The sequence below is a fragment of the Staphylococcus sp. MB377 genome, from assembly GCF_001922505.1.
Lineage (GTDB): Bacteria > Bacillota > Bacilli > Staphylococcales > Staphylococcaceae > Staphylococcus > Staphylococcus haemolyticus.
Window position 1 is genome coordinate 245739 of record NZ_MAON01000022.1, and the last position, 12267, is coordinate 258005.

The window sequence follows — 12267 nt, forward strand, 5'->3', positions numbered from 1 at the left end:
AAAACTATAATCAATTATTTATGATATTTAAGCTATGATTACATATAATGTAGTCGTAGCTTTTTTAAATTTACAAATGTATGTAAGGAGGAATCTTTTTGCGTAAAGTATATTTTAATCACGATGGTGGAGTAGATGATTTAATATCTTTGTTTTTATTATTACAAATGGATGATATCGAATTAGTAGGTGTTAGTACTATAGGAGCAGATTGTTATTTAGAACCTTCAGTCAGCGCTTCATGTAAAATTATAAATCGATTTTCTAATAATTCTTTACAGGTTGCGCCGTCCTATGAACGTGGGGCTAATCCTTTTCCAAAAGAATGGAGAATGCATGCATTCTTTATGGATGCGTTACCCATATTAAATGAATCAACTACCAATAAACAGTCTACCATCAGTGATATAGAAGCGTATGAGGACATTATGAGAGTATTAAGTCAATCAAGTGAACCTGTAACTTTGCTATTTACTGGACCACTAACAGATTTGGCTAAAGCGCTTAAAATTGAACCTGGCATTCAAAATAATATTGAAAAATTAGTTTGGATGGGCGGAACGTTTCTCGAAAAAGGTAACGTAGAAGAGCCTGAACATGATGGTACAGCTGAGTGGAATGCGTTTTGGGATCCGGATGCGGTTAAGACAGTATTTGATAGTGAAATAGCGATAGATATGGTAGCTTTAGAAAGCACCAATAAAGTTCCGTTAACATTAGACATTCGACAAATGTGGGCTGATAAACGTCAATATCCAGGTGTAGATTTTTTAGGTGTTAGCTATGCTGCAGTACCGCCTTTGACACACTTTATTACAAATTCTACATACTTCTTATGGGATGTCTTAACCACTGCTTATATAGGGAAACCTGATTTAGTTCAATATAAATCATTGAATGTAGATGTAGAATTTAAAGGGCCTAGTCAAGGACGTACATTTATTAAAGAAAGTGGGCGTTCTATCAAAGTTGTCACTGATGTTAAGCATGATGACTTCTTTAATTATATTACTGATTTAGCTAAAAAAGTAGATTCTCCTTCTTAAATGTAAACTTTATATTTTATAAAGTTTACATTAGTGGTATAATCATTTTCGTAGAAGGAGGATACAACATGAATACAAGAAATTTAGTTTACACAGCTTTAATGACAGCAATTATTTGTGTTTTAGGATTGGTACCAGGAATCCCGCTTCCAATTATGCCAGTACCTATTGTTTTACAAAATATAGGCATATTTTTAGCAGGTATTATTCTAGGTAAAAAATATGGGACACTGAGTATCATTGTCTTTTTACTATTAGCTGCTGCAGGTTTACCAGTTCTATCTGGTGGACGTGGAGGAATCGGAGTATTTGCGGGACCATCAGCAGGATTCTTATTCTTATATCCAGTAGTTGCATTTGGTATAGGATTAGTGAGAGACCGATACTTTAATAATATTAACTTTGCGATATTATTAGTCGCTACTTTAGTTATTGGTGTATTATTCTTAGATATCGTGGGTACGATTATTATGGGCTTCATTATAAATATCCATGCAAGCAAAGCATTCTTATTGTCATTTACATTTATACCTGGAGATATTATTAAAGCCATTATTGCAAGTTTAATTGGTGTAACTCTTTTAAATCATTCACGGTTTAAAAGTTTGATACAATAAATTTATCAAGCTAATAGGGTGGGTGAATATAGCTATGTCAAATATATCAATACATAATATTGCGCAAGATGGGCATTTATATCATGAAGATAAGCAGAAAATTATTTATTTAACGCCTTCAGAACCGCTTAAGTATGATACGAATAAGTGGTTTTATAAAGAAATGCCCACATTAGATCAGTGGTTCAAGGATATGACCTCTCAATATGAACTGCATCAAAAACAGGATTCAAATCACTTAGCGTTTACTTTTCCAGAGAATGAAAGATTAAGCCAGGAGTGGATAAATGCAATTAAAGATAGAGATTTTCAATTAGGCATACTTGAATTCTATATTATAGAAGGAACTGAATTAACACAGTTAACTAGTAGAAATGATGTAGACATTAAAGAAGTTGATGAAAGCAATATAGAAGATTATTTGAATATCTATTATTCATTTGCATTGCCTTATGGTAAACCATTTGCTATTGAAAGTATTAATAATGTAAGACAAACCATCCTACAAAAAAAAGACAATAAAAAACGATTAGTTGCTTATGTTGAAAATGAACCAGTAGGGACTGTTGATGTTATTATTACTGACGTAACTATTGAAATTGATAGTTTTGGTGTAATTGAGCAATTTCAAAGACAAGGTATTGGGTCAACAATACAAGCATACATAGGTAACTTAGCAAATGAACGACCAGTTATACTTGTAGCTGATGGAGAAGAAACAGCAAAAGATATGTATTTAAAACAAGGTTATACGTATCAAAGTTTTGTTTACCACATAGTTAAAGAAGAAGTTAATTAAATAAGGCACAGAGTAGTTTAAACTAATTATTCCAACTACTCTGTGGCTTTAATACGTTCAGGATGACTATAAACATTAAAACTTCCATCTCTAATAAAGCCAATAGCAGTAATATTTAAATCGTTGGCTAATGTAATAGCTAAAGTCGTAGGTGCGGATTTAGATAATATAACGCCTACACCTATTTTAGCCGCCTTTAATAATATTTCAGATGAAATACGTCCACTAAAAATAAGCACCTTATTTCTTACAGGAATACGTCTTTCAAGACAAAACCCATATAGTTTATCTAGAGCATTATGGCGACCAATATCTTGTCTATGTTCGAAAAATTCATTACCATCGCTAATGGCGGCATTGTGCAACCCACCAGTTTGTTTAAATAATGTACTTGCAGTTTGTAATCCAGTCATCATATTGAGTACTTGTTTAGGAGTTAATGTTATTTTTGACATTGAGGTTTTAGCTATTGCCGCATCATTGTGAAAGTAAAATTCTCTACTTTTTCCGCAACAAGATGCAATCATGCGTTTAGTAGAGTATTCAAAGCGATCGCCTAAATCTTTAGTTAACTCTACATGTGCAAAGCCTTTGCTATCATCTATTTGTAATGATTTTATTTCTTCGTTTTTATAAATAGCTCCCTCTGAGGCTAAAAATCCAACTACAAGTTCTTCCATATGTGTCGGGCTACAAATAACCGTTGCGAATTCCGTACCGTTTACATTGATAGTCAATGGAAATTCTGTAACATAACTATCTGTTGTATTTATTAATTGTCCATCTTCATAGCGGATAATAGATTGCCCCTGTAACACATCTTTGTTCATTTATATTTCTCCTTTAAGGATATGTAATTCTATATTAAAACTTTTAGTTACAATTTGAAAAGATTTAAATTACATATAAATAATTAATAGTATATTAAATGTATTTAATAATATGGATATTAGGTGGATTTTTATAATTTATACCTTTCAAAAGATTAAGAATAGCGTATAATTGAATGTATAAAAGGAAGGGGTTAAGAAATGAATATTAAACATTTCATGGCAGTGATTGCTACTTTAGTAATTATTTTAGCAGGATGTTCAAATTCTGGTAGTAATGATAGTGGCAATAAATCATCTGATTCTAGTAAAAAAGATAATGACAAAAAACAAGAATTACAAATTTCGGCAGCAGCGAGCTTAGGTGATGTTAGTAAAGCATTAGAAAAAGAATTTAAAAAAGATCATAAAAATGTTGATGTAAGCTTTAACTATGGTGGTTCAGGCGCATTAAGACAACAGATCGAAAAAGGTGCTCCAGCTGACGTATTCATGTCTGCAAATACTAAAGATGTTGATATGTTAAAAGACAAAGACAAGGCACACGATGCATATAAATACGCTCATAACAAACTTGTCTTAGTCGGAGATAAAAATAGCGATAAATCATCAGTTAAAGATTTACAAGATAATGAAAAATTAGCGATTGGTGAAGTTAAAACAGTTCCAGCAGGTAAATATGCGAAACAATACTTAGAAGATCAAGGTTTATACGGTGAAGTTAAAGATAATTTAGTTTACGCTAAAGATGTTAAACAAGTATTAAATTATGTTGAAAAAGGCAACGCTGAAATGGGCTTTGTTTATGAAACTGATTTATATACTGATAAAAAGAAAACAGATAAAGTAAACGAAATTAAAGAAGCTGAACTTAAAAAACCAATCACTTACGAAGCAGGTGTTACTTCAGATAAGAAACTTGCAAAAGAGTGGATGGACTTCTTAAAATCTAAAAAAGCAAAAGATATCTTGAAAGAATATCATTTTGAAATTTAGGAGGTAATAAGTATGCCTGACATTACACCTTTTTGGATTTCGATTCAAGTGGCTGTCATAAGTACCATTATTGTATCAGTACTAGGTATCTTTGTTTGCCGGTTGCTTTATAAAGGAAAAGGGCATCTTACTAAACTCCTTGAAAGTTTTATATTATTACCCATTGTTCTACCTCCTACGGTGCTAGGGTTTATTTTACTTATAATATTTTCTCCTAGAAGTGTTGTAGGACAATTTTTTGAAAACATACTACATCTTCCAGTAGTATTCACAATGACAGGTGCAGTAATTGCATCTGTCATTGTTAGTTTTCCGTTAATGTATCAACACACTATTCAAGGATTTAGAAGTATTAACCCGAAAATGCTAAATACTGCTCGCATCATGGGGGCAAGTGAGAATAAAATATTCTATCGTCTAATTTTACCGCTATCTAAACGTTCAATTATAGCGGGTATAATGATGAGTTTTGCACGTGCAATAGGTGAATTCGGTGCAACATTAATGGTTGCAGGCTATGTACCCAATAAAACTAACACGTTACCACTTGAAATTTATTTCTTAGTTGAACAAGGTAGAGAAAATCAAGCTTGGTTATGGGTGCTTGTGTTAGTCGCATTTTCAATTACGGTAATTGGTGTATTGAATTTTACGAATAAAGATAAATATAGGGAGGTAGAGTAGATGTTAGAGTTAAAGCTTCAATATCAATTAAAAAAGACATTTATTGATATTAACATTAACGATACAGTCCCTAAAATTTACGCAATCCGAGGGCCTTCTGGAATAGGTAAAACCACAGTGCTAAATATGATAGCAGGTTTAAGAACACCAGATAAAGCCTATATCAAAGTCAATGACAGACTGATTATTGATACTGAGCATAAAGTCAATCTGAAAATACAAAATCGCAAAATTGGCTATTTATTCCAAGATTACCAATTGTTTCCTAATATGACAGTTTACAAAAATATAACTTTTATGTCTAAACCATCTGTCCATATAGATGATTTAATGGATCGTCTAAATATTCATTATCTAAAAGAGCAATATCCATCGACACTTTCTGGTGGAGAATCTCAACGTGTTGCTTTAGCTCGAACACTAAGTACAAAGCCAGACTTGATTTTATTAGATGAGCCATTTTCAAGTCTAGATGATGCAACGAGAGATGAAGGAATAAATTTAATTAAACGTATTTTTAAAGAATGGAAAATACCAATCATCTTTGTCACACATTCTAATTTTGAAGCTGAAGTATTGGCTGATAAAATTATTAAGATAGGTTAATTAAAGATAGATTGGGATTAAAATTATAAAATTTTAGCGTTATAGCAGAATTATGATTATTATCTAAGTTAACAAGATGCTTATAATAGACTATTATTAAATCTAGTCAACATTGCGGGTGTGGCCGATGAATTCATATTGAATTCTGTACCACTCCCGCTTTGTTCGATATAATGATAGAAATGGATATTAACTAGAGAGGGCAATGAAAATGACGAGTGAACGTTATTCTAGACAAACTTTGTTTAAAGGAATAGGACACGAAGGACAACAGAAAATTAGTCAAAAACATGTACTCATTGTTGGTATGGGAGCGTTAGGAACCCATGTTGCTGAGGGTCTCGTTCGTGCGGGAATCAAAACACTTTCAATTGTAGATAGAGATTATATTGAATTTAGCAATTTACAACGACAAACATTATTTACTGAAGAAGATGCTAATACTATGTTGCCTAAAGTTGTAGCAGCGGAACGCCATTTAAAAGCATTGCGCCATGACTTGAAACTAAAAACTTTTATTACACATGTCGATTATTATTTTTTAGATAAGTATGCTAAACATGTAGATCTTATTATTGATGCGACAGATAATTTTGAAACAAGACAATTAATTAATGACTTTTCTTTTAAAGAGAATATACCTTGGATATATGGTGGTGTCGTGCAGAGTACTTATATAGAAGCAGCATTTATTCCAGGAGAGACACCTTGTTTTAACTGTTTAATGCCTCAACTACCAGCAATTAATTTAACTTGTGACACTGTAGGTGTTATACAACCTGCTGTTACGATGACTACAAGTTTTCAATTGCGAGATACCTTTAAATTATTAACTGAGCAATCAGTGCCTACTAAATTAACTTATGGAGATATATGGGATGGTCAACATTTTACATTTGGTTTTAGCCGTATGTTTAGAAAAGAGTGTCCAACATGTGGTTCAAATCCTTCCTTTCCATATTTAAATAAACAGCATACATTATATGCAACGTTATGTGGTAGGGATACAGTACAATATGATAATGATAAAATTTCCCAGGAAATGGTACGTGAATTTCTTAAGCAACATCACCTTAATTATCGAGAAAACAAATATATGATAATGTTTGAATATAAAGGACATCGAATTGTTAGTTTTGAGGGTGGACGAATGCTTATACATGGTACAACGAAGACGTTAGATGCCATTCATTTAATCAATCAATTATTCGGATAGGAGTGGAATTAATGCATCAACATGATCACGCGAAAGTAGATAGAATGATTCAATGTGCAGTTTTAACTGTATCTGATACTAGGGATAAAGAGACGGATAAAGGTGGTCAACTTGTACAAACTTTAATACAAGATATCAATGTCGAAGTATTAAATTCAAACTATGCTATTGTCAAAGATGATAAAGTAGCTATTCAATCTCAAATTGAACAATGGTTGGCATCTGATATTGATGTCATAATTACAACTGGTGGAACTGGCATTGCACAAAGAGATGTTACGATAGAAGCGGTTAAGCCACTTTTGGATAAAGAAATCGAAGGTTTTGGAGAATTATTCAGATATTTAAGTTACACAGAGGATGTCGGAACTAAAGCATTGTTATCAAGAGCAGTCGCTGGTTCAGTGAAGAACAAATTAATTTATACTCTACCAGGATCTACTGGAGCTGTGAAATTGGCTATTGAAAAGTTAATCAAGCCAGAATTAAACCATATGTTGCATGAATTGAATAAATAAAAAAATAGTCATGGATTTAAACTTAAATGATAGGTTTCCCTAATTGAAGTTTTGCATCCATGACTTTATTATTTAAATTGAAACATTATATGAGCGCTCGAAATAACTTAACGACGATAGTCACCAGATTTGCCACCTGATTTTGATTCAAGGTAAGTCTCACCGATAATCATACCTTTATCGACTGCCTTGGTCATATCGTAAACAGTTAAAGCAGTTGCAGAAGCGGCTGTTAATGCCTCCATCTCAACGCCTGTTTTTCCTGTAGTGGAGACAATAGCCGTGATATTTAATGTGTATGTAGTATTATCATTAATTTGCCAGTTAAATTGAACATCTATACCTGTTAAAGGTAGAGGATGACACATAGGTATAATCGTCGATGTGTTTTTAGCTGCCATAATACCAGCAATTTGTGCAGTGTTAAGTACATTGCCTTTTTTATTAGTATTATCTATAATTTGTTGATAAATTGTTTCATTAACAGTAATGCTAGAATGAGCTTGAGCAGTACGTTTAGTAATATTTTTATTTGAGACATCTACCATTTTAGCATTACCTTGTTCATTGATATGAGTGAATTTTGACATAATAACCCTCCTGATAGGGTTAGTATATCATGATTTTAAATTATAATTTGGAGATGATAAGTATGTCAGTTGAAAAAAGAAACCCAATACCAGTTAAAGAAGCGATAAATCGTGTTGTTCAACAGGATATATATTTGAATACTACAGAAGTGATGTTAGAAGATAGCTTAGGATATGTACTTGCGGAGAATATTGTTGCAACTTACGATATTCCTCGTTTTAATAAATCACCTTATGACGGGTTTGCTATTCGAAGTAAAGATTCTGCTGGTGCATACTCAGAAAATCGTAAACAATTTAAAGTGATTGATCATATAGGCGCAGGTTCAGTTTCAGATAAAATACTAGGTCAAAATGAAGCAGTACGTATTATGACAGGAGCCCAAATTCCAGAAGGTGCAGATGCAGTAGTCATGTTTGAACAAACAGTTGAGGATGGAGATACGTTTACAATACGTAAGTCATTTGAAGCAAATGAAAATGTATCTCTTAAGGGTGAAGAAACAACAACAGGTGATATTGTCTTGAAAAAAGGTCAAATCATTAATCCAGGTGCAATAGCCGTTCTAGCAACATATGGTTACTCTAAAGTTCCTGTGACACAACGCCCAAGTATTGCAGTCATTGCAACTGGTAGTGAACTATTAGATGTGGATGATGAATTACAACCAGGTAAAATACGCAATTCAAATGGTCCAATGATCAAAGCACTATCTGCAAAAGCTGGATTAAACGTTGAAGCATATAAAATTCAACAAGATGATTTGCAAAGTAGTATTTCAGTTGTCAAAGATGCCATGTCAAAACATGACATCGTAATTACTACGGGTGGCGTTTCTGTTGGAGATTTTGACTATCTACCTGAAATTTACAAAGCTGTAAATGCAGAGGTGTTATTTAATAAAGTTGCAATGAGACCAGGTAGTGTAACAACCGTAGCTGTTGCAAATGGGCAATATTTGTTTGGTTTATCAGGTAATCCATCAGCTTGTTTCACTGGATTTGAATTATTTGTCAAACCTGCGATTCAACATATGATGGGGGCAACTGCCTATTACCCTCAAGTTGTTAAAGCTACTTTAATGGAAGATTTTACTAAGGCGAATCCCTTTACTCGTTTTATTCGAGCATCTGCTACATTTTCACAGAGTGGTGCGACAGTAGTGCCATCAGGATTTAATAAATCTGGTGCAGTAGTAGCAATTGCACATAGCAATTCAATGATTATGTTGCCAGGGGGCACTAGAGGATTTAAAGCAGGTCATACAGTTAATGTTATTTTAACTGAATCGAATGTCTATGAAACGGAAATGACACTATGATTTTGCAAATAGTTGGTTTTAAAAATTCAGGAAAAACAACCTTGATGCAACATACGATAGAATTTTTAAAATCTTATGGTTACACAATAGTCACAATCAAGCATCATGGCCACATTGGTGATGATATAACGCTTCAAGAAGACCATGTAGATCATATGAAACATTTTAATGCTGGAGCAGATCAAAGTATTGTGCAAGGTGAACACTATCAACAAACTGTCACGCGTGCATATAAACAAAATCTTACTCAAATGATTGACCAATCTGTTACAATTGATTGTAATATCATTTTGGTTGAAGGGTTTAAAGATGAACATTTTGATAAAGTGGTCGTCTATCAGACTACTGAAGAATTAGAACAGTTAAAGCAATTAACTAGTGTTAAATATTGTTATTATGTTCATGATAAACATGCGTTATCACAATATGATTATTGGTTATTACAATGGATAGAGCAAAGGGATTGACATTAAATGAAACAATTTGAAATCGTTACTAAACCCATCCAAACAGAACAGTATCGAGAATTTACTATAAATGAACACCAAGGTGCTGTAGTTGTATTTACAGGACATGTAAGAGAATGGACTAAAGGTATTAAAACAGAATATCTAGAATACGAAGCATATGTACCTATGGCAGAGAAAAAATTAGCACAAATAGGTGATGAGATAGAAACGCGTTGGCCAGGGACGATTACAACAATTGTTCATCGCATTGGGCCACTTCAAATTTCAGATATAGCAGTGTTAATTGCAGTTTCATCACCCCATCGTAAAGATGCATATAGAGCTAACGAATATGCTATTGAACGTATTAAAGAAGTCGTTCCAATCTGGAAAAAGGAAATTTGGGAAGACGGTGCAGAGTGGCAAGGACATCAAAGAGGTAGCCACGATCTAGCTACTAAAGGAGAGGACTAACGTGAAGGTATTATACTTCGCTGAAATAAAAGAAATTTTGCAAACTGATAGTGAAACAATTGATATTAATGAAGCAATTAACGTTGATGCTTTTAAACAATATCTGTTTGAAAGACATCCTTCAATTAAATCTAAAAAGTTTCAGGTTGCAGTAAATGAAGAATTTGTACAGGATGAGGATATCATACAACCAACAGACATTGTTGCATTGATTCCTCCAGTAAGTGGAGGTTAACGGGAAATGAAAGCAATTATTTTAGCAGGTGGTCATTCAGAACGTTTTGGTAAGGCAAAGGCATTTGCCGAAATAGATGGACAATTATTTTACCAACAAATTGTTCAAACCTTACAAGAAACTAATATGTTTAATGATATTATTATAAGCACCAATGATCAATTAGCTAATCAATTTAAACATGACAATGTTATTATAGATGACGCTAACAATAAAGATAAAGGTCCACTTGCTGGTATTCATACTGTAATGAAACAATACAACGATGAAGAACTGTTTTTTGTAATATCTGTTGATACCCCTATGGTAACAGGTAAGGCTATTAGTGCTTTATACCAATTTTTAGTATCAAGACTCATAGAAGATCAAATTGATATAGCTGCTTATTCTGAACATGATCGAGTTATACCAACTATAGCCTTTTATCATCCAAATTGTATAAACGTTATGGATGAAGCTTTAGCTTCGAATGATTATAGTTTACGACATGTTTATAATAATGTGACGACGGAATGTTTAGATGTTACTAACATACAATCACCTGAATATTGGTATAAGAATATCAACTATCAAGAAGATTTAGATGACTTGAGACAACAGATAAATCATTAAGGAGGGTCCATTTATGGTTGCACAAATCAAAGATAAATTAGGTCGACCCATTCGCGATTTGCGTATCTCAGTAACAGACCGTTGCAATTTTAGATGTGACTATTGCATGCCTAAAGAAATCTTCGGTGATGACTATGTATTCCTACCTAAAGATGAGTTATTAACGTTTGAAGAAATGGTTAGAATCGCGAAAGTGTATGCAGAACTTGGTGTGAAGAAGTTACGTATAACTGGTGGCGAACCACTACTTAGACGAAATTTATATCAACTTATAGCTGAGTTAAATCAAATTGATGGTATTGAAGATATCGGTATGACCACTAATGGTCTATTATTAAAAAAACATGGACAAAAATTATACGATGCCGGTTTGCGTCGCATTAATGTTAGTTTAGATGCCATAGATAATGAAGTGTTCCAAGCGATAAATAATCGCAATATCAAAGCAACTACCATTTTAGATCAAATTGATTACGCCGTTTCTATTGGTTTCCATGTTAAAGTAAACGTTGTCATTCAAAAAGGTATTAATGATGATCAAATTATTCCAATGGTAGATTACTTTAAAGATAAGAATATTGAAATCAGATTTATCGAGTTCATGGATGTAGGTAATGATAATGGGTGGGATTTTAGTAAAGTTGTAACTAAAAATGAGATGCTAGATATGATTGAGTCTCATTTTGATATTGAACCAGTACCCCCAAAATATTTCGGAGAAGTAGCGAAGTACTATAAGCACAAAGATAATGGCGCTCAATTTGGTTTAATTACAAGTGTGTCAGCATCATTTTGTTCTACTTGCACGAGAGCACGATTATCATCTGATGGTAAATTTTACGGATGTTTATTCAGTACTGTTGAGGGCTTTAATATTAAATCATTTATACGATCAGGCGTAACTGATGACGAATTAAGAGAACAACTTATAAGCTTATGGAATGTTCGAGATGATCGTTATTCAGATGAACGTACAGAGCAAACGGTTAAAAATAGACAACGCAAAAAAATTAATATGAACTACATCGGTGGTTAGATATACTTCTCTAGCAATGGTTTACGAGTATTGCTAGAGTTTTTTTATTTTTGGAAAATATATTCAATTAATAGTTTAAATTTAAAGTAAATCATTATTGAATGTAATACCTATGATTAAAGAATATGATTATCATAATAGCATTGAGTATATGAATAACTGAATTTGTATTAAATATTAATCGGAAAATAAATAAAATTTGTAATAGATTAAATTGTGTATATGTTATATAATTTT

Annotated in this window: 16 protein-coding genes; 14 read left to right on the forward strand and 2 right to left on the reverse strand. The window is 32.8% G+C overall.

Annotation, left to right across the window (positions count from 1 at the left end):
- Positions 1-98: 98 nt before the first annotated feature.
- From BB045_RS06365 to BB045_RS06375, 3 genes are all read left to right on the forward strand, one after another.
- Entirely contained in the window at positions 99-1046 is a 948-nt protein-coding gene (locus BB045_RS06365) for a nucleoside hydrolase (RefSeq protein WP_070442438.1), read from the forward strand.
- A 68-nt stretch (positions 1047-1114) separates the two neighbouring features.
- Complete coding sequence (locus tag BB045_RS06370) at positions 1115-1663, forward strand: biotin transporter BioY (RefSeq protein ID WP_070442434.1); 549 nt, start codon at positions 1115-1117, stop codon at positions 1661-1663.
- A gap of 34 nt (positions 1664-1697) precedes the next feature.
- The gene (locus BB045_RS06375; protein ID WP_070485077.1) at positions 1698-2462 is read left to right on the forward strand and encodes a GNAT family N-acetyltransferase; all 765 of its coding nucleotides are present in this window, start codon (positions 1698-1700) and stop codon (positions 2460-2462) included.
- A gap of 35 nt (positions 2463-2497) precedes the next feature.
- Here BB045_RS06375 and fdhD read toward each other — a convergent pair whose 3' ends face one another.
- Positions 2498-3292, reverse strand: coding sequence for a formate dehydrogenase accessory sulfurtransferase FdhD (gene fdhD, locus BB045_RS06380; RefSeq protein WP_070581218.1), 795 nt, complete (start codon positions 3290-3292; stop codon positions 2498-2500).
- Between the two features lie 201 nt (positions 3293-3493).
- Here fdhD and modA point away from each other — a divergent pair, with 201 nt between their 5' ends.
- The 5 genes from modA to BB045_RS06405 all read left to right on the forward strand — a co-directional run bounded on the left by modA (position 3494) and on the right by BB045_RS06405 (position 7312).
- Entirely contained in the window at positions 3494-4288 is a 795-nt protein-coding gene (gene modA, locus BB045_RS06385; RefSeq protein ID WP_070581219.1) for a molybdate ABC transporter substrate-binding protein, read from the forward strand.
- Between the two features lie 12 nt (positions 4289-4300).
- Positions 4301-4972, forward strand: coding sequence for a molybdate ABC transporter permease subunit (modB, locus tag BB045_RS06390; protein WP_070442426.1), 672 nt, complete (start codon positions 4301-4303; stop codon positions 4970-4972).
- A complete protein-coding gene (locus BB045_RS06395) occupies positions 4973-5578 on the forward strand; it encodes an ATP-binding cassette domain-containing protein (RefSeq protein WP_070442423.1) in 606 nt (201 codons plus the stop codon).
- Positions 5579-5789: 211 nt separating this feature from the next.
- Positions 5790-6794: a ThiF family adenylyltransferase gene (locus BB045_RS06400; protein WP_070442420.1), complete on the forward strand. Its 1005-nt coding sequence runs from the start codon at positions 5790-5792 to the stop codon at positions 6792-6794.
- An 11-nt stretch (positions 6795-6805) separates the two neighbouring features.
- Positions 6806-7312 carry a MogA/MoaB family molybdenum cofactor biosynthesis protein gene (locus BB045_RS06405; RefSeq protein ID WP_011275100.1) on the forward strand — a complete coding sequence of 169 codons (507 nt, stop codon included), beginning with the start codon at positions 6806-6808 and terminating at the stop codon, positions 7310-7312.
- Positions 7313-7419: 107 nt separating this feature from the next.
- Here BB045_RS06405 and moaC read toward each other — a convergent pair whose 3' ends face one another.
- Positions 7420-7902 carry a cyclic pyranopterin monophosphate synthase MoaC gene (gene moaC, locus BB045_RS06410; protein WP_011275101.1) on the reverse strand — a complete coding sequence of 161 codons (483 nt, stop codon included), beginning with the start codon at positions 7900-7902 and terminating at the stop codon, positions 7420-7422.
- A gap of 62 nt (positions 7903-7964) precedes the next feature.
- Here moaC and BB045_RS06415 point away from each other — a divergent pair, with 62 nt between their 5' ends.
- The 6 genes from BB045_RS06415 to moaA are packed head-to-tail and all read left to right on the forward strand — an operon-like array spanning position 7965 to position 12030.
- Positions 7965-9224, forward strand: coding sequence for a molybdopterin molybdotransferase MoeA (locus tag BB045_RS06415; protein ID WP_070442417.1), 1260 nt, complete (start codon positions 7965-7967; stop codon positions 9222-9224).
- Complete coding sequence (mobB, locus tag BB045_RS06420) at positions 9221-9691, forward strand: molybdopterin-guanine dinucleotide biosynthesis protein B (protein ID WP_070581221.1); 471 nt, start codon at positions 9221-9223, stop codon at positions 9689-9691. Before BB045_RS06415 ends, mobB begins: the two co-directional genes overlap by 4 nt.
- Positions 9692-9697: 6 nt before the next feature.
- Positions 9698-10147: a molybdenum cofactor biosynthesis protein MoaE gene (locus BB045_RS06425; RefSeq protein WP_070442412.1), complete on the forward strand. Its 450-nt coding sequence runs from the start codon at positions 9698-9700 to the stop codon at positions 10145-10147.
- 1 nt (position 10148) lies between these two features.
- A complete protein-coding gene (gene moaD, locus BB045_RS06430; RefSeq protein WP_070442409.1) occupies positions 10149-10382 on the forward strand; it encodes a molybdopterin converting factor subunit 1 in 234 nt (77 codons plus the stop codon).
- 6 nt (positions 10383-10388) lie between these two features.
- Positions 10389-10994, forward strand: a complete 606-nt coding sequence (gene mobA, locus BB045_RS06435) for a molybdenum cofactor guanylyltransferase MobA (RefSeq protein WP_070581222.1) — start codon at positions 10389-10391, stop codon at positions 10992-10994.
- Between the two features lie 13 nt (positions 10995-11007).
- Positions 11008-12030 (forward strand): GTP 3',8-cyclase MoaA, encoded by a 1023-nt coding sequence (gene moaA, locus BB045_RS06440; protein ID WP_053016652.1) that lies wholly within the window; start codon positions 11008-11010, stop codon positions 12028-12030.
- Positions 12031-12267 lie beyond the last annotated feature (237 nt).

Bases quoted from the DNA above. Each gene is read 5' to 3' on its own strand.
- BB045_RS06400 (WP_070442420.1), top strand. From the start codon at position 5,790: ATGACGAGTGAACGTTATTCTAGACAAACTTTGTTTAAAGGAATAGGA.
- BB045_RS06375 (WP_070485077.1), top strand. From the start codon at position 1,698: ATGTCAAATATATCAATACATAATATTGCGCAAGATGGGCATTTATAT.
- moaC (WP_011275101.1), bottom strand. From the start codon at position 7,902: ATGTCAAAATTCACTCATATCAATGAACAAGGTAATGCTAAAATGGTA.
- mobA (WP_070581222.1), top strand. From the start codon at position 10,389: ATGAAAGCAATTATTTTAGCAGGTGGTCATTCAGAACGTTTTGGTAAG.
- BB045_RS06415 (WP_070442417.1), top strand. From the start codon at position 7,965: ATGTCAGTTGAAAAAAGAAACCCAATACCAGTTAAAGAAGCGATAAAT.
- fdhD (WP_070581218.1), bottom strand. From the start codon at position 3,292: ATGAACAAAGATGTGTTACAGGGGCAATCTATTATCCGCTATGAAGAT.
- modA (WP_070581219.1), top strand. From the start codon at position 3,494: ATGAATATTAAACATTTCATGGCAGTGATTGCTACTTTAGTAATTATT.
- modB (WP_070442426.1), top strand. From the start codon at position 4,301: ATGCCTGACATTACACCTTTTTGGATTTCGATTCAAGTGGCTGTCATA.
- BB045_RS06370 (WP_070442434.1), top strand. From the start codon at position 1,115: ATGAATACAAGAAATTTAGTTTACACAGCTTTAATGACAGCAATTATT.
- BB045_RS06425 (WP_070442412.1), top strand. From the start codon at position 9,698: ATGAAACAATTTGAAATCGTTACTAAACCCATCCAAACAGAACAGTAT.
- moaA (WP_053016652.1), top strand. From the start codon at position 11,008: ATGGTTGCACAAATCAAAGATAAATTAGGTCGACCCATTCGCGATTTG.
- BB045_RS06405 (WP_011275100.1), top strand. From the start codon at position 6,806: ATGCATCAACATGATCACGCGAAAGTAGATAGAATGATTCAATGTGCA.
- BB045_RS06395 (WP_070442423.1), top strand. From the start codon at position 4,973: ATGTTAGAGTTAAAGCTTCAATATCAATTAAAAAAGACATTTATTGAT.
- mobB (WP_070581221.1), top strand. From the start codon at position 9,221: ATGATTTTGCAAATAGTTGGTTTTAAAAATTCAGGAAAAACAACCTTG.